The sequence below is a fragment of the Rothia sp. QJM3NY_36 genome, assembly GCF_056173115.1.
On the sequence record NZ_CM149658.1, the window covers coordinates 991,033 to 1,013,219 of the forward strand.

The 22,187-nt window shown below is 71.4% G+C and carries 16 protein-coding genes; 7 read left to right on the plus strand and 9 right to left on the minus strand.

Annotated features, from left to right (window positions below; all coding sequences use genetic code 11):
- Positions 1 to 365 precede the first annotated feature (365 nt).
- Positions 366 to 1,790 (minus strand): type I glutamate--ammonia ligase, encoded by a 1,425-nt coding sequence (glnA, locus tag AC0VXQ_RS04340; protein ID WP_061225493.1) that lies wholly within the window; start codon positions 1,788 to 1,790, stop codon positions 366 to 368.
- Positions 1,791 to 2,048: 258 nt separating this feature from the next.
- Between glnA and AC0VXQ_RS04345 the strand changes: the two genes are divergently transcribed.
- Complete coding sequence (locus AC0VXQ_RS04345; RefSeq protein WP_061225492.1) at positions 2,049 to 2,489, plus strand: RDD family protein; 441 nt, start codon at positions 2,049 to 2,051, stop codon at positions 2,487 to 2,489.
- A gap of 141 nt (positions 2,490 to 2,630) precedes the next feature.
- Here AC0VXQ_RS04345 and AC0VXQ_RS04350 read toward each other — a convergent pair whose 3' ends face one another.
- The 3 genes from AC0VXQ_RS04350 to lipB form a co-directional block, all read right to left on the minus strand.
- Complete coding sequence (locus tag AC0VXQ_RS04350; protein ID WP_061225491.1) at positions 2,631 to 3,380, minus strand: DUF4191 domain-containing protein; 750 nt, start codon at positions 3,378 to 3,380, stop codon at positions 2,631 to 2,633.
- Positions 3,381 to 3,478: 98 nt separating this feature from the next.
- Positions 3,479 to 4,537: a lipoyl synthase gene (gene lipA, locus AC0VXQ_RS04355; protein WP_081046186.1), complete on the minus strand. Its 1,059-nt coding sequence runs from the start codon at positions 4,535 to 4,537 to the stop codon at positions 3,479 to 3,481.
- 58 nt (positions 4,538 to 4,595) lie between these two features.
- Positions 4,596 to 5,276: a lipoyl(octanoyl) transferase LipB gene (lipB, locus tag AC0VXQ_RS04360; RefSeq protein WP_058731666.1), complete on the minus strand. Its 681-nt coding sequence runs from the start codon at positions 5,274 to 5,276 to the stop codon at positions 4,596 to 4,598.
- A 122-nt stretch (positions 5,277 to 5,398) separates the two neighbouring features.
- Between lipB and AC0VXQ_RS04365 the strand changes: the two genes are divergently transcribed.
- Positions 5,399 to 7,372, plus strand: coding sequence for a protein kinase (locus AC0VXQ_RS04365; protein ID WP_129357593.1), 1,974 nt, complete (start codon positions 5,399 to 5,401; stop codon positions 7,370 to 7,372).
- 30 nt (positions 7,373 to 7,402) lie between these two features.
- Here the strand turns inward: AC0VXQ_RS04365 and AC0VXQ_RS04370 are convergent, their stop codons facing one another.
- The 4 genes from AC0VXQ_RS04370 to AC0VXQ_RS04385 form a co-directional block, all read right to left on the minus strand.
- Positions 7,403 to 7,756, minus strand: a complete 354-nt coding sequence (locus tag AC0VXQ_RS04370) for a hypothetical protein (RefSeq protein WP_058730683.1) — start codon at positions 7,754 to 7,756, stop codon at positions 7,403 to 7,405.
- A 212-nt stretch (positions 7,757 to 7,968) separates the two neighbouring features.
- Complete coding sequence (sucB, locus tag AC0VXQ_RS04375; RefSeq protein ID WP_058730682.1) at positions 7,969 to 9,759, minus strand: 2-oxoglutarate dehydrogenase, E2 component, dihydrolipoamide succinyltransferase; 1,791 nt, start codon at positions 9,757 to 9,759, stop codon at positions 7,969 to 7,971.
- Between the two features lie 54 nt (positions 9,760 to 9,813).
- Positions 9,814 to 11,187 carry a dihydrolipoyl dehydrogenase gene (lpdA, locus tag AC0VXQ_RS04380; protein WP_058730681.1) on the minus strand — a complete coding sequence of 458 codons (1,374 nt, stop codon included), beginning with the start codon at positions 11,185 to 11,187 and terminating at the stop codon, positions 9,814 to 9,816.
- Positions 11,188 to 11,407: 220 nt separating this feature from the next.
- A complete protein-coding gene (locus tag AC0VXQ_RS04385) occupies positions 11,408 to 12,928 on the minus strand; it encodes a leucyl aminopeptidase (RefSeq protein ID WP_475529244.1) in 1,521 nt (506 codons plus the stop codon).
- A 345-nt stretch (positions 12,929 to 13,273) separates the two neighbouring features.
- Between AC0VXQ_RS04385 and AC0VXQ_RS04390 the strand changes: the two genes are divergently transcribed.
- The 3 genes from AC0VXQ_RS04390 to AC0VXQ_RS04400 all read left to right on the plus strand — a co-directional run bounded on the left by AC0VXQ_RS04390 (position 13,274) and on the right by AC0VXQ_RS04400 (position 17,678).
- Positions 13,274 to 14,197: a proteasome assembly chaperone family protein gene (locus AC0VXQ_RS04390; protein WP_058730679.1), complete on the plus strand. Its 924-nt coding sequence runs from the start codon at positions 13,274 to 13,276 to the stop codon at positions 14,195 to 14,197.
- Between the two features lie 148 nt (positions 14,198 to 14,345).
- Positions 14,346 to 15,839, plus strand: a complete 1,494-nt coding sequence (locus AC0VXQ_RS04395; RefSeq protein ID WP_058730678.1) for a hypothetical protein — start codon at positions 14,346 to 14,348, stop codon at positions 15,837 to 15,839.
- A gap of 240 nt (positions 15,840 to 16,079) precedes the next feature.
- Positions 16,080 to 17,678 carry an RNA polymerase sigma factor gene (locus AC0VXQ_RS04400; RefSeq protein ID WP_058730677.1) on the plus strand — a complete coding sequence of 533 codons (1,599 nt, stop codon included), beginning with the start codon at positions 16,080 to 16,082 and terminating at the stop codon, positions 17,676 to 17,678.
- A gap of 138 nt (positions 17,679 to 17,816) precedes the next feature.
- Here the strand turns inward: AC0VXQ_RS04400 and AC0VXQ_RS04405 are convergent, their stop codons facing one another.
- Entirely contained in the window at positions 17,817 to 18,026 is a 210-nt protein-coding gene (locus AC0VXQ_RS04405; RefSeq protein WP_058730676.1) for a DUF7455 domain-containing protein, read from the minus strand.
- A 219-nt stretch (positions 18,027 to 18,245) separates the two neighbouring features.
- Here AC0VXQ_RS04405 and AC0VXQ_RS04410 point away from each other — a divergent pair, with 219 nt between their 5' ends.
- A complete protein-coding gene (locus tag AC0VXQ_RS04410; protein ID WP_061225488.1) occupies positions 18,246 to 20,351 on the plus strand; it encodes a DNA gyrase/topoisomerase IV subunit B in 2,106 nt (701 codons plus the stop codon).
- Positions 20,352 to 20,528: 177 nt separating this feature from the next.
- Positions 20,529 to 22,160 (plus strand): L-lactate permease, encoded by a 1,632-nt coding sequence (locus tag AC0VXQ_RS04415; protein WP_129357590.1) that lies wholly within the window; start codon positions 20,529 to 20,531, stop codon positions 22,158 to 22,160.
- The last annotated feature ends 27 nt before the right edge of the window (positions 22,161 to 22,187 follow it).

Genomic DNA, 22,187 nt, shown 5'->3' on the forward strand with positions numbered 1-22,187 from the left:
AGGTCAAGACAGGCGAGTGCCACATAGGCTCATTATCGGTCACCCCGGGCAGGTGGGACGGCTGGAGACCGACCCCTCTGCTGCGCATCGCGTATCCGCTGGATGCCCTGTTGACGGAGGTGGCCAGAAGTTCCCACCAGATGCAGGGGAAACTGGCGAGATGCTGGCGGTGTCATGAGCCAGGCTCCAACGAGCTGAAGGCCGAACAGATCGTCGCCGCGCTCCACCAGATCGGGATGATGACCTCAGATGCGTTGAGCAGGTGCGGGCCCTCGAACGCAGTCGCACCGTCCCAGAGCACGGGAAAGCCCCCGCTCCACCGGCCCGTGAGGGCGGGGGAGCGGGGGCTTTCCGGCGTCGAGGGCTCAGACCCCGTAGTACATCTGGAACTCCAGCGGGTGGGGAACCTGGGTGAGCGGCTTGAGCTCGTTCTCCCGCTTGTACTCGATCCAGGTGGAGATCAGGTCCTCGGTGAACACGTCCCCCTCCAGCAGGAAGTCGTGGTCCGCCTCGAGGGCGTCCAGGGCCTCCTCCAGGGAGCCCGGGGCCTTCTTGATGTCCTTGGCCTCCTCCGGGGGCAGCTCGTAGAGGTCCTTGTCGATGGGCTCCGGCGGCTCGATCCGGTTGCGGATCCCGTCCAGCCCGGCCATCAGCTGCGCGGCGAAGGCCAGGTACGGGTTGCAGGAGGGGTCCGGGGCGCGGAACTCCAGGCGCTTAGCCTTGGGGTTGGAGCCGGTGATCGGGATGCGGATGCCCGCGGAGCGGTTGCCCTGCGAGTAGACCATGTTCACCGGGGCCTCGAAGCCCTTGACCAGGCGCTTGTAGGAGTTCACCGTCGGGTTGGTGAAGGCCAGCACGGCCGAGGAGTGCTCCAGCAGGCCGCCGATGTACCAGCGGGCGGTGTCGGAGAGGTTGGCGTAGCCGCGCTCGTCGAAGAACAGCGGCTCCCCGCCCTTCCACAGCGACTGGTGGCAGTGCATCCCGGAGCCGTTGTCGCCGAAGACCGGCTTGGGCATGAAGGTCGCGGACTTCCCGAAGGCGTCCGCGGTGTTCTTGACCACGTACTTGAACTTCATCAGGTCATCCGCGGCCAGGGTCAGCGTGGAGAACCTGTAGTTGATCTCCGCCTGCCCGGGGGCGCCGACCTCGTGGTGGGCACGCTCCACCTCCAGGCCGACCTCGTCCAGGGCCACGGAGATCGCATCGCGCAGATCCCCCTGCTTGTCCACCGGGGCCACGGGGAAGTACCCGCCCTTGGTGAGGGTCTTGTTGCCGAGGTTCCCGCCCTCCTCCTCGCGCCCGGAGTTCCACGGGGCCTCGTCGGAGTCCACGCGGTAGAAGGTGTGCTGCGGGGTGACCTGGAAGCGCACATCCTCGAAGATGAAGAACTCGGCCTCGGAGGCGAAGTTCGCGGTGTCCGCGATCCCGGTGGACCTCATGTAGGCCTCGGCCCGCTCGGCCACGCCGCGGGGGTCGCGGTGGTAGGGATCGCCGGTGCGCGGGTTGACGATGGAGCAGGAGACCACGAGGGTCTTCTCCACCCGGAAGGGATCCACGAAGGCGGTCTTCGGGTCCGGGATCAGCTGCATGTCCGACTCGGCGATGCCCTGGAAGCCGCGGATCGAGGAGCCGTCGAACAGCTGCCCGTTGACGAAGAAGTCGTCGTCCACGGCCTTGGCGGGGAGGTTGAAGTGCTGCTGCACGCCGGGCAGGTCGGTGAAGCGGATGTCGACGAACACGACATCCTCTTCCTTCAGATAGTCCAGCACTTCCTGGCCGTTCTGGAACATGGTCGGGGCTCTCCTTCGGGTAGCTTGCGGCGACCGCGCGGCGATCCCGGAAGCGGCTTCCGGGCCGTGCGCCGCGGTGCGGGTGGCCCCAACCTAGGGTGACGACGTTGCCCCGCCGTATCCCGAGTGTTTCCCCGCGGTAACGCGGGCCCGGGGCGAGGCGGCGACGCGGGTCGGCGGCCGGCCTGTGGCTCCCACCCTACCGCGGGGGACCCCCGGCCTCCGGGAGGCGGCGGCTCTCGGCTATCCTGGGCCATCATGGCTATCCCCGATCCCCCCACCTCCGAGCACGACGCCGCGGCCCCGGACTGGCCGGGTCAGCGCCTGGGCCGTCCCGCGGCGGGCCCGGGCTCCGTGGCGCGCTTCCCCCGGCGCCTGCTGGCCCTGGCCCTGGACTGGTATCTGTGCTTCGGGATCTGCTGGCTGGCCGTGGGCACGGTGCAGGGCTGGGCCGGGATCTGGCCGCTGGTGGTCTTCCTCGCCTACCAGAGCCTGCTGGTGGGGATGTGGGGCCACACCCTGGGCCACCTGCTGTGCGGGATGCAGGTGCAGACCCTGCGCGGGACCCCCGCCGGATTCGGCCGGGCCGCGCTGCGGGCCCTGCTGGTCACCCTGGTGATCCCCGCCGTCGTCATGGATGAAGACCAGCGCGGGCTGCAGGATCGCCTCAACGACACCGTGCTGGTGCGCATCCGCTGAGGATCCCCTGCGGCGAGCCCACGGACGGTGAGCCCACCGCCCGTGAGGGCGCCCCCGATGACGCCGGCGGCCCGGTCTCCACCCCTCGGGGAGGGGAGGTGGAGACCGGGCCGCTCAGGTCGATGCGGTCGCAGGGCGCCTTCAGCGCATCATCTTCCGATCCGGGCGGGCCCGCATGGGGTCCACGCCCTTGGGCACCGGCAGGGACCGGTTCAGGGAGGACAGGCGCTTGGAGACCTCGTGGACCTCCTGCTGGGTCAGCTTCTTGGGCAGGGCGCGCACCGTCTTGCTCACGCGCTTCAGGGCCACCTGCCCCTCGCCGTCGCCGGTGTTGACCACGTGCACGGGGACGTTGGGGGCCAGCCGGTGCAGCCTCTTGCGCTCCTGACCCACCAGGGAGCGCACCCGCTGGGTCGGACCTTCGGTGACCAGCACGACGCCGGGTCGTCCCAGGGCCCGGAACACCAGGTCCTGGGTGCGCGGGTTGAAGGCCACCGGCTGCTCCTCGATGATCCAGCCGCGCCCCAGGTCCTGCAGCGTGGCGCCGGCCGCGCCGGGCTGGCCCTCCACCTGGGCGTAGGCAGCGCGCCGGGCCCGCCGGGAGAGGATGATGACGGCGACCAGCACCGCGACGGGGATGCCGATGATCAGCCAGGTGATCCAGTTGTGCAGCAGGACGCCGATGAGCAGGAACACCAGGAGGGTCGCCAGGGCGGACAGCAGCAGGATCCAGGTGATGTTGGGATCCGACTTCTTGGTCATCCCGTAGACCTGCTTCATCTGGGAGAACCAGCCGGGCCCCTTGTTCTGCTTCCGCTGCCGCTTCTGCTCACGCCGCTCCTCGCGGGTGGGCGCGGGCTTCCTGTTCGACGACGTCGACGCCAAGTCCATACCTCGCTAGCACTGCTGATGATGGGTGTCCGCCTCCGCCCCGGCGGCCGCAGCGCGATCCCGGGAGCGGAAGGGAACGGAGAAAGACGGGGTCCAGTCTACGCGAGGCTCTTCAGCAGGGAGGACGCCTCCTGCCGGGCGCTGCCTTCGTCGGCGATGTGGGCCAGGTGCTCCGGGATCTCCCGCCCCATCTTGCGCATGGCCCGCGCCCACAGGCGCCCGGCCCGGTAGGAGGAGCGCACCATGGGTCCGGCCATGACCCCCAGGAAGCCGATCTCCTCGGCCGCCTCGGACAGCTGCACGAACTCCTCGGGCTTGACCCACCGGTCGATCGGGTGGAACAGCGGAGACGGACGCAGGTACTGGGTGAGGGTGATGATGTCGCAGCCGGCGTCGTGCAGATCGCACAGCGCCTCGTAGATCTCCTCGTTGGTCTCGCCCATCCCGAGGATCAGGTTGGACTTGGTGACCAGCCCGCGCTCCTTGCCGTAGGAGATCACGTCCAGGGATCCCTCGTAGGAGAAGGCGGGGCGGATCTTCTTGAAGATCCTCGGGACGGTCTCGACGTTGTGCGCGAAGACCTCCGGTTCGGCGTCGGCCACCAGCTTCAGCCGCTCGTGCTTGTCCTGGAAGTCGGGGATGAGGATCTCCACGCCGGTGTTCGGGTTCTGCTCGTGCACGGCCTCGATGACCCGCCCGTAGTGCGCGGCCGAGCCGTCGTCCAGGTCATCCCGGGCCACACCCGTGATCGTGGCGTAGCGCAGATCCATCTGCCGGATGGAGCGGGCCACCTTCATCGGCTCCAGCGGGTCCAGGGCGGAGGGCCGCCCGGTCATGATGTCGCAGAAGTCGCAGCGTCGGGTGCAGGTGTCCCCGGCGATCAGGAACGTGGCCTCCCGGTCCTCCCAGCACTCGTAGATGTTGGGGCAGCCGGCCTCCTCGCACACGGTGTGCAGGCCCTGGCTGTGGGTCAGCTGCTTCAGCTCCTGGTACTCCGGGCCCATCACGGCCCGGTTCTTCATCCAGCTGGGCTTCTTCTCGATGGGCGTCTCGGCGTTCTTGCGCTCGACGCGGCGCAGCCTGCGGTCCTTGTCCGCGGCGCGTCCGGAGCGGGCCTGCACGCTCAGCAGCCGACGGCCTTCGGGGGCGATGGTCATGGGTGCTCCTCCTGCGGGGGCGGGTGGGCCGCACGGGCCCGACGACGATGGCGGGGCCTCAGGCGGCCGTGGTGGGGCGGGCGGGTTCGAAGGATGCTGCCAGCAGGTCGGCCCGGCGACGCAATGCGTCCTCCACCGTGTCAACGATGTCCTCGGGGGTGATATTCCGCCCGGTGACCCGGCTGATGGTGGTGACCCCGGCGTCGCTGATCCCGCACGGGACGAAGGTGTCGAAGGCATCGAGGCTGTTGCTGCAGTTGATCGCGAAGCCGTGCATCGCGGTGCCGCGGGCCACGCGCAGCCCGATCGCGGCGATCTTCCGGTCCGGGGCGGTGCCCTCGCCGCGGATCCACACCCCGGAGCGGCCCTCCACCTGCTCGCCGTGCACGCCCAGGGAAGCCAGGACCTCGATGATGGCCTCCTCCAGGATCCGGACATAGCGCACCACGTCCAGCGGCTCCGGCAGCTTCACGATGGGGTAGCCGATGAGCATGCCGGGTCCGTGCCAGGTGATCTTGCCGCCGCGGTCGATGGGCACCACCTCGGTGCCGTCGCGCGGATACTCCTCGGGCAGGGCGCGCTTGCCCGCGGTGTAGACCGGGGGGTGCTCCAGCAGCAGCACGGTGTTCTGGCGGCGCCCGGAGGCGACCTCCTCGTGCAGCCGCTCCTGCAGGGCCAGGGCCTGTCGGTAGTCCACGAGGTCCGGGGCGAAGCCGACCCGCCGCATCTCAAGTGCCATGCCGTCCAGCGTACTCCCGGCCCGCACGCGCCCCAACCGGAGTCGAGTCCGGGACCCTGCGATCGGGGGCAGCCTGTGGACAACGCCGTCGTCGGCGGCTTGCGGCCGGTAGAACTGGGCCCATGAGACCCCAGGACTCCGACGCCACCCCCTCCGCCCGACGACTGCGCGCGCTGCTCGACCCCTCCGCCGGCCCCGGCCACCCGGAACCGCCGCCACCGACCCCGCAGGCCCCGGCGGTCCCGCAGGCCTCATCTGCAGCGGCGTCACCCGCACGGGAGTCATCCGGGCCGCGCGGGCCCGTGCTGCCCGAGGTCCAGGCGCCGGGTGCCCCGCCTCCGGAGGACGATCCCGAGCCGGGGGAGTCCGCGGGAAGGGGTGGCGACTACGAGCTGGTCACCCGGCTGCGTCGGGAGGAATCCTCCGTGCTCTGGTACGCCCGGTGCACGGCGGAAGGGGACGACCCCGCCGCACCGGATCCGCGCACCCGCATCGGGGAAGCCGCCGCCGCGCGCGGGCCCGTGCGCGCCCTGGAGCGCGGGTACCTCGACGCCGCCCGACGCCGCCTGGCCCGCGAGCGCATGGTGCGGGTGTACCTCCCTCCGGAGGGCGCAGCGGCCCAGGAGCAGCTGATCCGCAGCGCGACGCGGTGGGCCGAGCAAGTCAGCGCCCGGGCCCCGGGCCTGCGCCACCCGCACCTGCTGCACGTGTACGGCGCCGATGCCGCAGACCCCCTGTCCCCGCTGCTGATCAGCGAGTTCCCGGAGGGAGGCGGGCTCGCGGAGGTCCTCGCGGCCAGGGAGCGGATCAGCCCCGCCGAGTGCGCCGGCGTCGTGGCCCACCTGTGCCGGGCGCTGTCCTGGCTGCACGCCCAGGACCTCGTGCACGGCGGCCTGGACGCGGGGGCGGTGTTCTTCACCCGCAGCTCCCAGACGCTCCTGCGCCCGCCCCTGCCCGATCCGTGGCGGGAGGCCGAGGAAGGTCTCGAGCCTGCGGAGGACGTGTGGGCCCTCGCCGAGCTGGCGTGGCTGATGCTCACCGGCCGGCCGCCGGGGCCCGAGGCCCAGCGGGCGCCGCTGCCCCTGATGTGCCCCGGAATCGGCTCCCAGGTGGTGGCGGTCCTGGAGGAGGCCCTGGACCCGGATCCGCAGCGGCGCCCGCGCGTGCAGGAGATCGTGCAGGTCTTCCGCGGCGCCCTGCAGGCCGAGCCCGTGGATCTGCACGCCTCCGTGCGGGAGGAGTTCGCCGGGCGCCTGCCCCGCCAGCGGGAGGGGCATCCCGGCGGGGCCGGGCCTCGCCGGGCAGGCCCGGGATCGGGCGAGCAGGTCGAGGAGGCGGAGCAGTCCCGGGACCGGCTGGTCTACGACGTCGAGGATCCGGGCACGCGCAAGCTGCGCCGCACCGGGCGATCACGACGTCGCTCGGCCGCGGCGCTGCGCCTGTCGGCCCCGGCCCGGCGTCGGCGCGCCCTGGTGCTCGGCGCCGCGGGGCTGCTGGGTCTGTCCGCGCTCGCCGTCGGAGGCGGCCTGCTGCTGCGCGACGGGCAGGAGCAGGTGCAGCCGCTAGCCCAGGCGAGCGCGGAGACCGCCGATCCCGCGTCGACGGGCGGGGGCTCGGAGGGCGGCTCGGGCGCCTCGGAACACGCGGTGTCCTCCGCCGAGCCGCGGCGATCGGCGGAGGGGGAGTCGCCCGCGGCCGCCGAGGATCCCGCGGCGGCCCTGGGCGGGCTGCTCGCGGCCCGTGACGAAGCGCTGCGCTCCCGGGACGCCGCGCTGCTGGCGCGTTACGCGGTGCCCGACCAGGAGCTGGCCACCCAGGATGCGCAGCTGATCCGGCGGCTGCAGGAGACGGACACGGACTGGTCCGGTCTGCGCTCCACGGTCCAGGACCCCGAGCCGATCTCCCGCAGCGGATCCGAGGCGATCGTGCGCACGACGCTGCGGGTGCAGGGGTATCGGACCCAGGAACCCGCCCAGGCCGGGGAGGGGCGGGCGCGCGGAGACAAAGACGGCGCCGAACCCGATGAGCAGCGGATCGAGGTCCGGCTGCGCGCCGAGTCCGGCGCCTGGCGGATCGAGAGCGTGCGGGTCCTGTGACCGGCCCGCCGGATCCCGGGGGGGGGGGCGTCAGTGCAGCAGCGTGGCCACGGCGATGTTGATCAGCGCGAGGCCGCCGACGGCGTGGGCCAGGCCGGTGGACACGGTCTCGCCCCGCTTGTCCTTGCGCTGGCCGATGTAGGCCAGGACGGTGATGACCAGGCCGAGGATCAGCTTGATGCCGATCCAGGTGTAGGAGTGGGAGCTGCCGCCGTGGGCCTCGCTGATGCCCACCATCGCCAGTCCCGTGATCAGCTGCAGCAGGGCGGCGTGGAACTGGCCGGGCAGGACCCGCGGGGTCCGCAGGTGGGCGACCCACAGGCCGAAGACCAGGGCCGCGCCGACGATGTGCAGGAAGAGTAGGAGTGACATGAGCACAGACATGCCTCCAGCATAGGCAGGCTCGGACGATCTTGGCGACATGGTGTCACCATGATGTCGTGCGGTTCACGCCCCCAGCTCCCCGGGTCCCGGACCAGTGGAGACGAAGGACGCCGGGCCGGCGACGACGCCGGGTGCCGGTGGAGACGGCGACGGTCCGCCGACCCCGCCGTGGGCGGGAGTCAGCGGGCCGTGGAGTCCGGGATCCGGGAGCCTCAGAGGCCGAGCTCGGCCTCGAACTGCCCCTCCTCGAGGCGCTTCTTCACGGTCGCCAGGAAGCGTCCGGCGTCCGCGCCGTCGACCAGCCGGTGATCGTAGGTCAGCGACAGGTAGCACATGTGGCGGATCGCGATCGAGTCGTTGCCGTCGGCGTCCGTGACGACCATGGGCCGCTTCACGATGGTGCCGGTGCCCAGGATGCCCACCTGCGGCTGGTTGATGATCGGGGTGTCGAACAGGGCCCCGAAGGAGCCGATGTTCGTGATCGTGAACGTGCCGCCGGAGAGCTCATCCGGGCCGATCGAGCCGTCCTTGGTGCGCGCCCCGACGTCGGCGATCTTCTTGGCCAGACCGGCCAGGTTCAGGTCGCCCGCGTTCGGGACCACCGGGACCAGCAGACCCCGCGGGGTGTCCACGGCGAAGGCGAGGTCCTCGGAGGCGTTGTAGGTGATCTCCTTCTTCTCCTCGTCGAAGGAGCCGTTGAGCACCGGGTGCTGCTGCAGCGCCTCGGCCACGGCCTTCGCGAAGAAGGGCAGGAAGGTCAGCTTGGCGCCCTCGCGGGCCTGGAAGTCCGCCTTGGCGCGGTTGCGCAGCATCGCCACCCGGGTCATATCCACCTCGGTGACCTGGGTCAGCTGCGCGGAGACCTCCAGGGACTCCTTCATCCGCTTGGCGATGACCTGGCGGATGCGCGGGGCCTTCTCCGTGGTGCCGCGCTTGGCCGACGGCTTCGGGGCCTGGGGCGGCTTCTCGGCGCGCGGGGCGGCCTGAGCCGGTGCGGAGGCGGGAGCGCTCTGCTCGGCGGAGGCGGGGCCCTGGCTCTTCTTCGCCTCGACCGCGGCCTGCACGTCCTGCTTGCGGATGCGACCGCCGACGCCGGTGCCCTCGATGGTGGACAGGTCGATGCCCTCCTGCTTGGCCAGCTTGCGCACCAGCGGAGTGACGTACGGGGTCCCGGAGGACTGTCCGGCGGCGGGGGTGGCAGCGGCCGGCTCCGGGGCCTTGCTCTGCTGCTTCGCGGAGCGCTGCTCGGCCCGGGCCGCGGAGGACTCCTGCTTCGGCTGCTCGGCCTCCTTCTTCTCCTCCTTCTGCTCGGCCGGGGCCTGCTGCTCGGGGGTGGGCTCCGGCTCGGCGGACCCCGCGGAGGCACCCTGCTCGCCGACCAGGGCGAGGACCTGGCCGACCTCGGCCTCCTCGTCCTCCTGGACCTTGATCTCCAGCAGCGTGCCGGCCACGGGGGAGGGGATCTCGGTGTCGACCTTGTCGGTGGAGACCTCCACCAGCGGCTCGTCCACCTCGACCGTCTCGCCGATCTCCTTGAGCCAGCGGGTCACGGTCCCCTCGGTCACGGACTCGCCCAGAGCCGGGAGGGTGACCTCCTGGGCCTCACCGGAGCCGCTGGAAGCGGAGGACGACTCCTCGTCCTTCTGCTCCTTCTCCTCGGCCGGGGTCTCGGGTTCGGATTCGTTCTCCTGCTGCGCGGAGTCATCAGACTCCTCGGCCGCGGCGGAGTCCTCGGCGGCGTCATCGTCGGAGGAGGAGGCGCCGGAGCCGTCGCCGATCTTCACCAGCGGGGCGCCGACCTCCACCTCCTCGTCCTCCTCCACGAGGATCTCCTCGATGACCCCGGCCACGGGGGAGGGGATCTCGGTGTCGACCTTGTCGGTGGAGACCTCCACCAGCGGCTCGTCGACCTCCACGGAGTCGCCGACGGCCTTGAGCCAGCGGGTCACGGTTCCCTCGGTCACGGATTCGCCGAGTGCGGGCAGTTCTACGGTTTCGGACATCGTCTTCCCGTTTCTCCTAGTGATTTGTGCCTGTGCGCGGGGTGGTGCGGTGGCTCAGCCGTGCAGCGGGTGCCCGGCCAGCATCATGGCCGCCTCGCCGAGGGACTCGTTCTGCGTCGGGTGGGCGTGGATGAGCTTGGCGACGTCTTTGGGGTAGGCCTCCCAGTTCACGATCAGCTGGGCCTCGCCGATCTGCTCGCCCATGCGCCGGCCCACGGCGTGCACGCCGATGATCGGGCCGTCCTTCTCCCGCACGAGCTTGACGATGCCGCCGGTCCCGAGGATCGAGGACTTGCCGTTGCCGGCGAGGTTGTACTCGGAGACCTCGATGTTCTCCTTGCCGAACTTCTCCTCGGCCTTGGGCTGGGTGTAGCCCACCGAGGCGATCTCCGGATCGCAGAAGGTGACCTTGGGGATGTCGATGTCCGCGACGACCACCGGGTTCAGCCCGGCGATCTCCTCGGCCAGGAAGATGCCCTGCTGGAAGCCGCGGTGGGCCAGCTGCAGACCCGGGACGATGTCCCCGGCGGCGTAGATGTTCCCCACGCCGGTGTGCAGGCGCTCGTCGGTGATGACGAAGCCGCGGTCCATCGTGATCCCGGCTTCCTCGTAGCCCATGTCCTTGGTGTTCGGACCGCGGCCCACGGCCACCAGCACGATGTCGGCGTCGAACTCCTTGCCGTCGGCCAGGGTCACCTTGGCGCCGTCGTCGTCCTGCTCGACCTTCTCGAAGAAGGTGCCGAGGTTGGACTTGATGCCGCGCTTCTTGAAGGAGCGCTCCACGACCTTGATGATCGCCGGATCCTCGTTGGGCACCAGGTGCGGCAGGCCCTCGATGATCGTGACGTCCACGCCCATCGAGTTCCACATGGAGGCGAACTCGGAGCCGATCACGCCGCCGCCGAGCACGATCGCGGACTTCGGCAGGTAGTCCAGCTCGAGGGCCTCGGTGGAGGTCATGATCCGACCTCCGATCTCCAGCCCCATGGTCTTGGACACCGAGCCGGAGGCCAGGATGATGTGCTCGCCGGTGTACTCGGTGCCGTCCACCTCGATGGTGCGCTCCCCGGTCAGGCGGCCCCAGCCGTTGATGACGGTGACCCCGCGCATCTTCAGCAGGCCCTGCAGGCCCTTGAACTTGCCGGCGATGATCTTGTCCTTGTAGTCCCGCACGGCGGCCATGTCGATGCCCTCGTAGGAGAGCTTGACGCCGTACTTCTCGGACTCGCGGGCCTCCTCGGCGACCTCCGCGGAGTGCAGGTACGCCTTGGTGGGGATGCAGCCCCAGTGCAGGCAGGTGCCGCCGACCTTGGAGCCCTCGATCAGACCGACGCTGAAGCCGAGCTGGACGGCGCGCAGGGCGGCGGCGTAGCCCGCGCTGCCTCCGCCGAGGATGAGAATGTCGAAAGCTTTGGGCGAATCGGCCACGTGGACGCTCCTCGAGTGTGGATCGGACCTCCATCGGTCCGCGACGTGTGGGTCAGTCACCACCTACCCTATAGTGCCGTCCGGCACCGCTCCACCTGCCGCGCCGCGTCCCGACGAAGCCCGACCCCCGACGGAGTCCGATCCCGGCGGCCCCCGAAACCGGAGGCGCCGCGGGACCGGTCGAGACCGACCCCGCGGCGCCACCGAGGAGGAGAGGGGCTCAGGCCCCCGCGATGCGCTCGGCCAGGGTGACTAGGGTGCGCACGGCCACCCCGGTGCCCTGCTTCGGGGTGAACCCGTACTCCGAGCCCTCGTTGAAGGACGGCCCGGCGATGTCCAGGTGGGCCCACGGGATCTGCTGCCCGTCGACCTCCCCGACGAAGCGCTGCAGGAACAGCCCGGCCGTGAGCATCCCGCCGGCCCGGCCCGCGCCGATGTTCTTCAGATCCGCCACGGGCGACTTCAGCCCGGCGCGCAGCTCCTCCGGCAGGGGCATCGGCCAAAACGGCTCGCCCGCCTCCGCACCGGCCTCGGCGACGGACTCGCGCAGGGACTCCTCGCCCATCACCGCCGCGTACCGCTCGCCCAGGGCCACCACCTGCGCCCCGGTCAGGGTGGCGACGTCGAGCAGGCAGTCCGGGGACTGCTCGGAGGCGTAGGCCAGCCCGTCGGCCATCACCAGGCGACCCTCGGCGTCGGTGTTGAGGACCTCCACCGTGGTGCCCCCGCGCATGACCAGCACGTCCTCCGGGCGGGTCGCCCCGCCGCCGGGCAGGTTCTCGGCCAGGCACAGGTACCCCGTGACCCGCAGGGGAAGGCGCAGCTCCGCCGCGGCGGCCACCGTGTTCAGCACGGCCGCGGCCCCGGCCATGTCCGACTTCATGGTCATCATGCCGGTGCCCGGCTTCAGGGACAGTCCGCCGGAATCGAAGGTGATGCCCTTGCCGACCAGGGCCATGTGCTGCCCGGCGTCCTCGGGACGGTAGTCCACGACCACCAGGCGCGGCGGGCGGTGGGAGCCGCGGCCCACGCCGAGGATCCCTCCGAAGCCGCCCTCGGCCAGGGCTTCCTCGTCCAGGACCTCGACCTCGACGTCGTCGATCCCGGCCACCCGCTCCAGGACCCGGCCGGCGAAGGAATCGGGGTACAGGTGGTTCGGGGCCTCGTTGACCAGGCGGCGGGTCGAATCCACGGCCTCGCCCAGGATCAGCGCCCGGGTCAGGACCGGCTCGGCCTCCTCGGCCTCCACCTCCGTGATGATCACGACCTCGCCCACCGGGGTGCGCTGCCGATCCTCCTCGGAGGTCCGGTGCATCGGGTCCACGAAGGCCCCGAAGGCCGCCCCCTCGGCCAGGGCCCCGACCTCCGCGACGTCGCCCGCCGGCAGGTCCAGGGCCGCGCTGTCCATGCCGTGCAGCTGTCGGATCGCGGAGCCGGCCGCGTAGCGCAGGGCATCCAGGCGCGCCCGGCCCTCCTCGGGCAGCTCGCCCATGCCGACCAGCACCAGCACGTCGGCCCCGGTGGACTCGGCCCCCGGCAGGCGGCGGACCTCATCGCGGGCCCCGGTGATGCCGAGGTCCGCCAGGACGGCCTGCAGACCCTCCGCCGTCTCCTCCGGCAGGTGGTGCGGGGCCAGCCGGGCCCCCTGCCCCGAGGGCAGGACGCCGACGACGAGCGCCCGGACCTCGAGACCGTCGTCGGGGGCCGTGACGGACAGGGCCAGATCGTGGGATTCGGTCATGGAAGCTCTCCTTGCTCGGAAAACGGGGATGCAGTCAGCGCCGCCGCAAGCCGGTGCACTGCGCCGCGGCTCACCCGGAGGCGGGAAATACCGCGGGCGCCGGTACCGTTGCTACAGACACGGGACGTCGAGCCATCCGGCGGCGCCCCGCGGCGCGCACACCACAACCTTAGGCCCTCACCGGGCCGCAGGTGTCGGGCGGATCACCCCGAAAGGCCCTCTTCCGGTGGGCCGGAACGTGTTCCCCGCCCGGACGCGCCGGGATCTGGATCAGGCCGTGTCGCCGCTCATCGGGCCCTCTCACCCGTCGGGCCCGGGGGCACGTGAGGAAGGGGAATCGGCACCATGCACGAATCGCACAAGCTCTACCTGGGTCACGCGGGGCTGCTGGGCGATCCCCGGCTGAAGGGCCTGCCGCTGGTCGTGGCCATGACCGGCTACGCCGAGGCCGGGCAGGCTGCGCGCCAGGTGGGGGAGGAGATCCTGGAGACGCTGGATTCCCAGCAGGTCGCCGAATTCGACGTCGACCGGCTCTACGACTACCGTTCCCGGCGCCCCCGGGTGAAGTTCATCGAGGACCACTTCGAGGACTTCGACCTGCCGGAGCTGTCCCTGCGGGCCGTGACCGACGGGCTCGGACAGCCGTTCCTGCTGCTGTCCGGGCCCGAGCCGGACCTGCTGTGGCAGCGGTTCGCGCAGTCCGTCGTGGAGCTGGCCGAGACCCTCGACGTCTCTCTGGTGGCCTCCGTGTCTTCGATGCCCATGCCCGTGCCGCACACCCGACCGCTGCCGGTGACCGCGCACGGCAACCGGGAGGACCTGATCGCCGGGATCTCCCCGTGGAAGCCGATCGCCGAGCTCGGCGGCTCCGCGGCTCAGATGCTGGAGGTCGTCCTCGGCGAGCGGGGCTTCGACACGATCGGGTACACGGTGAACGTCCCGCAGTACCTCGCCGACGCCGAGCTGCCCCAGGCCGCGCTGATCGCCCTGGAGCACCTGGGGGCCGCGACGCACCTGAACCTTCCCACGGACCGACTGCGGGAATCCGGGCGCGAGGTCGAGCAGCAGATCGACGACCAGGTCAGCGGCTCCCCGGAGGTTCAGGCCATCGTCACCCACCTGGAGCAGCGCTACGACGAGCACGTCGGAGGCTCCGCCCAGCGGTCCCTGCTGGCGCGGGACGAATCCGAGATCCCCGACGCCGACGAGCTGGGCGCGACCATCGAGGCCTTCCTGGCCGAACAGGACGAAGACTCCTCGGAGGACTGAGCCCGAGGCTCTGGTGGCGCCGCAGCGGGGACGGGAGTTTCCCCAGGCGCACGATCTCCGGCGGGATCCGCCCGCCCATCCACAGGGACGCCGGAATCGCGCGGCCTCGCTCGGGGACGGGGTCTGGGCCCTCGGGCACCCTGGGGCCATGACGACATCCCCAGCCTCCGACCTGCCCCTCGACGCCGAACCCGGCACCCCGATCACCCGGGCCCAGGACGTGATCGCCCTGCTGCCCCTGCACTCCGGCCGCTGGCCGCAGGAGTGCCTCGCCCTGGTCTTCTTCACCGACCAGCGCCTGGGCCCGTGCCTGACCCTGCCCCTGCCGGATCCCGACGAGGACATCGGCTCCTGGGCCGGGTGCCTGGAGCCCGTGCTGGAGCAGGTGCAGCGTAGCAGCGCCCCCGACGGGATGTTCACCGTGGCCTACACCCACCGCACGGCCCCGCTCGCGCCCGAGGCCCGGCGTCTCCTGGACACCGGGCGGCCTCCCGAGGCCGCCTCCTTCCTCGCCGAGACCGCGGTGCTGCTGGCCAGCATGCACGCGGCGGCCGCCGCGGGACTGCGCGGGGCCCGGCCCCGGGAGCTGCTGGTCATGGACCGGAGCGCAGGGCGCTGGGGGCGGCTGAGCGTGGGCAGCGCCGACGGGGAGTTCGCCCCGCTGCTGGCCCCGCCCGAGCACCGCGTGGGCGAGGCCTGCTGGCTGGTGGACGGCGGCGGGACCCTGGAGGACGTCCTCGCCTCCCCGGTGGCCGTCGCGGCGGCCGTCGGCGGTCATCCGCTGAGCGCCCGGTCCCCGGTCGGCGCGGTGCAGCCGCTGCCGGGCATTCCCGACCTGGAGGCCCTGTGCGGACGGGACCGGGCCCGGGCCTGGCGCGACTCCTTCCGCAGCCGCTGCGCCGAGATCTTCCTGCGCTTGGCTGCCGATCACGATCCCGACACCGGATGCTGGCCGCCGACCCCGCAGGGGCCCCGGCGGGCGCCGGCCCTCGAGGAGCAGCGGCGCCTCGGCGACGCGCTGGATCGCATGGCCCGGCTGTGTCGAGCCCACCGCGTGCGGGCCGAAGAGCAGGGCTGGTCCCCGGACGCCGCCAGCCCCGAGGCCGCAGTCCTGCGCGCGAGTCTGGCCGAGGCCACCGCGCCGGAGGATGCCGCGGCCCTGGGCGCTCGCCTGCCGGGCATCTGCGGGGTGCTCACGATGCTCGCCGCGGCCCAGCTGGGCCCCCGGCACGGCGAGGCCCTGCGGGGGTGGCTGGAGCGGCGCCTGGACACGCTCACCGAGGCCGCGGAGAACCAGCCCGTCTCCGACGCCGACCCGGAGCCCGCGGGTCCGCCGGAAGACGACCCCCTGACGGTCTCCGCCCTGGAGCTGATCTTCGGTCGGGGATCGACCGCACCCGATCCGGACCGGCGCTGCGCCCTGCGCTTCCTGCTGGGGCTGATCGCCGCCGACGGCGAGCAGCCCTGGGCCTCGGGGGCCGAGGTGGGGCTGTCCCTGCTGGCCTGGCAGGAGGGGTGCACCCGGGAGGCCTACCGTCGCCTGGAGGCGGCGCAGGACCCGATCCTGGGGCAGGCCGTGGTGCTGGTGAGCGGACTGCTGGATCGGGGATACCTGCCGGAGTGGCTGTTCCACCGGGACTGACCCCCCGGGCTGCTGCGGGGGGGGGGAGTCCATTACCCCCGCGGGATCGCGGCGTCAACAGATCCGTCGGAGAAATCTGCGCCGACGGGAATAAGCGGTGCGGCCCCGGGCGTTGTCACCACCGAACGACCTTGCGGGCCCGGCAGTGGGAATCGTCCTCACGGAGGACGCCGGACTTGACAGGGTCATAGGCGTTTCGGGCGCATCTGACGTCCGACCACCGGGAAGAAAGGCTCTTGAGTGTCTCCTGCTGCCCAGAAGACGACCGCCGAGCGGACCGACTCCGCCGCGGCCACCACGACCACGACGTCCGCCGGCACCACCACGGCCCGGCGTTCGAGCGCGCGCTCCGCGTCCGCGGCGAAGGCCGGCGGAACCAAGACCGCGGCCGCCAAGAGCGGCGCCCAGTCCACCGCCACCAAGCCCGCCGGCAAGACCACCGCGCGCAAGAGCGGGACGAAGACCGCCGGGACCGCTGCGGCAAAGACCGCGGCCGCCAAGACCGCTGAGTCCGGGACCGACGCCGGTCAGACCGCCGCCAAGGCCGGTGCGGGCAAGACCGGCGGGACGAAGACCGGTGCCGCCAAGACCTCCGCGGGCAAGACCACGCGGGCCAAGTCCGCCGCGAAGTCGGGCACCACGGCGAAGTCCGGGACCCGCACCGCCACCGCGAAGAAGACCTCCACCCGCTCGCGCTCGGCCGCTAAGGCCGCCCCGAAGAAGGGTGCGCGCAAGACCAAGGCCGATGAGATCGAGGAGCTGGCCAACAGCGCCGACGTCGAGGACCAGGCCGAGGAGACCGAGGAGGAGGTCGTCGAGGACGAGGACAAGAAGGAGAAGAAGACCGTGGCCGCGCGCGGCAACGGCTTCGTGATCTCCACCTCCGACGACGACGACGAGCCGGCCCTGCGCGTGCAGGCCCCCGGTGCCACCGCGGACCCGGTCAAGGACTACCTCAAGCAGATCGGCAAGGTCTCCCTGCTGAACGCCGAGCAGGAGGTGGACCTGGCGATGCGCATCGAGGCCGGGCTGTACGCCGAGCACAAGATGAAGACCGAGGGGGACACCCTGGACCCGCAGCTGCGCAAGGAGCTGCGCTGGGTCATCCACGACGGCAAGCGGGCCAAGAACCACCTGCTGGAGGCCAACCTGCGCCTGGTGGTCTCCCTGGCCAAGCGCTACACCGGGCGCGGCATGCTCTTCCTGGACCTGATCCAGGAGGGCAACCTGGGCCTGATCCGCGCGGTGGAGAAGTTCGACTACTCCAAGGGCTTCAAATTCTCCACCTACGCCACCTGGTGGATCCGGCAGGCTATCACCCGGGCGATGGCCGACCAGGCCCGCACCATCCGCATCCCCGTGCACATGGTCGAGGTCATCAACAAGCTGGCCCGCGTGCAGCGGCAGATGCTGCAGGACCTCGGCCGCGAGCCCACCCCGGAGGAGCTGGCCAAGGAGCTGGACATGACCCCGGAGAAGGTCGTGGAGGTCCAGAAGTACGGCCGCGAGCCGATCTCCCTGCACACCCCGCTGGGCGAGGACGGGGACTCCGAGTTCGGCGACCTCATCGAGGACTCCGAGGCCGTGGTCCCCGCCGACGCCGTGTCCTTCACCCTGCTGCAGGAGCAGCTGCACTCCGTGCTGGACACCCTCTCCGAGCGGGAGGCCGGCGTGGTGGCCATGCGCTTCGGCATGACCGATGGTCAGCCGAAGACCCTCGATGAGATCGGCAAGGTCTACGGCGTGACCCGCGAGCGGATCCGCCAGATCGAGTCCAAGACCATGTCCAAGCTGCGCCACCCCTCCCGCTCCCAGGTGCTGCGGGACTACCTGGACTGAGCCGGACCCGGGTCGGGGAGGCCGCTGGTGCGGCTCACCGGCCCGCCGGGATCCTCTCGGACCCGCCTCAGAGCGCGAAGAACCCCGCACCGCCGTGTCGGCGATGCGGGGTTCTTCGCGTGGCTGCCCGAGGAGATCTCAGACCGCGGCGGGCGTGGTGAGCCGATCCCGCTCGTCCTGCCAGAGGCTGGCCATCGGGCGCAGCTTGGCCTCGTTGGCGCTGGCGTGGTGGGCGCAGAACAGCAGCTCCCCGCCCGATTCCAGCACGACGCGCACGTAGGCCTGGGCTCCGCAGGAGTCGCAGCGGTCGGTCGCGTCGAGCTGGCGTGCTTCCAGAGTTGCCGTCATGATGGTCCTCCTGACGAGTCGTTCCCGCCCCTGCACCCGCACGCGGCGGGGGATCGGGGCGGCGCTGATGTCCATCCATGCAAACACGGAGCACCCCCGATGTCATCCCGGCCCCGTCCAGTTCGCTGTGGGCATGGGTGCTGCCCGCGCCCGTCGTAGACTGGGGCACTGTCCCGACCCCGCCCGCACCCGCCCGTCCCCGTGAGGAGCACCGTTTCCGTGAGTCCCCAGCAGTCCGAGTACACGGCACGTCAGCTCTCCGTCCTGGAGGGCCTGGAGGCGGTGCGCAAGCGCCCCGGCATGTACATCGGCTCCACCGACTCCCGCGGGCTGATGCACTGCCTGTGGGAGATCATCGACAACTCCGTGGACGAGGCCCTGGCCGGGTACGGCCAGGCCATCGGCATCGTGCTCAACCGGGACGGCTCCGTGGAGGTGCGCGACGACGGGCGCGGCATCCCCACCGACATCGAACCGCGCACCGGACTCACCGGCGTCGAGGTGGTCTTCACCAAGCTGCACGCCGGCGGCAAGTTCGGCGGCGGCACCTACAACGCCGTCGGCGGCCTGCACGGGGTCGGCGCCTCCGTGGTCAACGCCCTGTCCTCCCGCCTGGACGTGCAGGTGGACCGGGGCGGGAAGACCCACCAGATGTCCTTCCGCCACGGCATCCCGGGGACCTTCGACGACACCGGAGCCCCCTCCCCGGACGCCCCCTTCACCCCGGCCGAGCCCGGGGAAGCCCTGCGGGTGGTCGGGAAGGCCCGCCGCGGGGCCACCGGCACCCGGGTGCGCTACTGGGCCGACCGGCAGATCTTCACCCCGGACGCCGCCTTCGGCTACGAGGACCTCGTGCAGCGGGCTCGCCAGACCAGCTTCCTGGTGCCCGGCCTGCGCCTGTCCATCACCGACGAGCGCAGGCTTCCCGGCACGGCCGGGGCCGAGGGCCCGCACGAGGAGGTCTTCCAGCACGACGGCGGCATCGCCGAATACGTGGAGTTCCTCGCACCGGACGCGCCGGTGACCGACGTCTGGCGCTTCCAGGGCACCGGGGCCTTCACCGAGACCGTGCCCGTGCTCGGGCCCGACGGGCGCTCGCAGCTGCAGGAGGTGCAGCGCGAGTGCGAGGTGGACGTGGCGCTGCGCTGGGGCATCGGCTACGAGACCACCGTGCGCTCCTACGTCAACATCATCGCGACCCCCAAGGGCGGCACCCACCTGACCGGCTTCGAGCAGGGGCTGCTGAAGACCGTGCGCAAGCAGATCGCGGCCAACGCCCGCAAGCTCAAGGCCGGCACGGACAAAGTGGAGAAGGACGACGCCCTGGCCGGACTCACCGCCGTGCTCAACGTCCGCCTCGTGGAGCCGCAGTTCGAGGGCCAGACCAAGGAGATCCTGGGCACTCCCGCGGCCCGCCAGATCGTCTCCAAGGTGGTCTCCCAGCAGCTGGAGAAGACCCTGACCTCCTCGGCCCGAGCGCAGAAGCAGCAGGCCGGGCAGGTGCTGGAGAAGATCGTCGCGGAGATGAAATCCAGGATCTCCGCGCGGGTGCACAAGGAGACCCAGCGGCGCAAGAACGCCCTGGAGACCTCGCAGATGCCGGCCAAGCTGGTGGACTGCCGCACGGACGACGTCGCCCACTCCGAGCTGTTCATCGTGGAGGGCGACTCCGCGCTGGGCACGGCCCGCCTGGCCCGGGCCTCCCACTACCAGGCCCTGCTGCCCATCCGCGGGAAGATCCTCAACGTGCAGAAGGCCTCCCTGACGGACATGCTGGCCAACGCCGAGTGCGCGGCGCTGATCCAGGTGATCGGGGCCGGCTCGGGGCGCACCTTCGACCTCGACGCCGCCCGCTACGGCAAGGTCGTGATGATGACCGACGCCGATGTGGACGGCGCGCACATCCGCACCCTGCTGCTGACGCTGTTCTACCGCTACATGCGCCCGCTGGTGGAGGCCGGGCGGGTCTACGCCGCGGTGCCCCCGCTGCACCGGGTGGAGATCGTGCGCCGGGGCAGGGACAACGAGATGGTCTACACCTACTCGGAGAAGCAGCTGCACGAGGTGCTGGCCCGCCTGGAGGCCGAGGGGCAGCGGTACAAGGAGCCGATCCAGCGGTACAAGGGCCTGGGGGAGATGGACGCGGACCAGCTGGCCGAGACCACGATGGACCCGCGCCAGCGCCTGCTGCGCCGGGTGCGCATCGAGGACGCCCAGGCCGCCGAGCGGGCGTTCTCCCTGCTGATGGGCTCCGAGGTGGCCCCCCGGAAGGACTTCATCATCTCCCACGCGGACGAGCTGGACCTGGAGCAGATCGACGCCTGAGCCGGCGGGTCGTGCGGCTTGACGAAGGTCACGCCGTCACATACTGCGTTCGTGTGGGTTTATGTGGGTTCGTGAGTGTTCTGCTGGGTAGACTCGGGTCCGGAGGATCCCCGGCACGCGTGGACGATGGCGCTCACGGACGGGGCCTTCCGAGAACACGAAAGGCTCGCACCGGACATGTTCCTGCAGCACTACGACCCGCTGGGCTCCCTCTGGCTCTCCGCTCTCGTCGCGGCCCTGCCCATCCTCGTCTTCCTCCTCGGATTGACCCTGTTCAAACTCAAGGGCATCACCGCCGCGATCATCGCCCTGGCGCTCACCGCCGTGCTGGGCACCGCGGTCTTCGGGCTGCCCGTGCCCTCGGCCGCTTCGGCCGCCGTCTACGGTGTGCTCAACGGCCTGTGGCCCATCGGCTGGATCGTGCTGATGGCCGTCTGGCTGTACCGCATCGCGGTGCGCGCCGGGAAGTTCGAGACCATCCGGGCCTCGATCGCCGCGATCTCCACGGACCAGCGGGTGCAGGTCCTGCTCATCGCCTACTGCTTCGGCGGCTTCCTGGAGGGCGCGGCCGGCTTCGGCATCCCCATCGCGATCTGCGCGGCGCTGCTGGTGGCTCTCGGCTTCGAACCGCTGCGCGCGGCCATGCTGGCGCTCGTGGCCAATGCCGCGGCCGGCTCCTACGGGGCCATCGGCATCCCCGTGATCGTCGGGGCCCAGCAGGGCGGGGTGGGCCTGCACGAGCTGTCGGCCATGATGGTGCTGGTGACCATCCTGGTCACCGCCGCCGTGCCCTTCCTGCTGATGGCCATCATGGACGGCTGGCGCGGGCTGCGCGAGACCTTCCCCGTGGCCCTGGTCTCCGGGCTGGTCTTCGGCGGGCTGCAGGCCGCGGTCCTGCTGCTGCTCGGCCCGGAGCTGGCCGACATCGTCCCGCCGCTGGGCGCGATGGTGGCCCTGACCGTGACGATGCGCCGCTGGCAGCCGAAGCGGATCTACCGCGAACCCGGCGCCCCCGAACCTGCGGCTGCGACCGGCGGGGATCGCCCCGCCGGCAGGCAGGTGCTGGCCGCCTGGAGCCCCTTCTACATCCTCTCCGTGCTGATCCTGCTGTGGTCCCTGCCGGGCGTGAAGGCTCTCACCGCCCCGGGCGGGCCACTGTCCTTCACCTCGCTGTCCCTGCAGATGCCCGCCCTGCATCAGGCGGTGGCCCGCACCACCCCGATCGTGGAGCAGGACGCCCCGCTGACGGCGGTGTGGAACCTCAACCTGCTCTCCGCCAGCGGCACCGCGATCCTTGTCGCGGCGATCATCACCGTGCTGAGCACCCGCGCCATCGGCTGGCGCGAGGCCGGTCAGGAGCTGGCCGGGGCCTGGCGGCAGCTGTCCACCCCGATCCTCATGATCTGCCTCGTCATGGCGGTGGCGAACATCATGAGCTTCGCGGGCATGTCCTCGACCCTCGGCCTCGCTCTGGCCGCGGCCGGTTCCGTCTTCCCCCTGCTGTCCCCGATCATCGGGTGGATCGGCGTGTTCGTCACCGGCTCGGTGGTCAACAGCAACACCCTCTTCGCGGGCCTGCAGGCCGTGACCGCCGGGCAGATCGGGGTCAACCAGACCCTGCTGGTGGCCTCCAGCACCGCCGGCGGGCTGATGGCGAAGGTTGTCTCCCCGCAGTCCATCGCCATCGCCACCGCAGCGGTGGACCGCTCCGGGCAGGAGTCCCGCCTGATGCGCCTGGCCCTGCCCTACAGCCTCGGCCTGCTCGCCTACGCCTGCCTGTGGGTGCTGGCCCTGTCCCTGGTGCTCTAGTCCCCGGTGCTCCGGCCCGACGCCGTC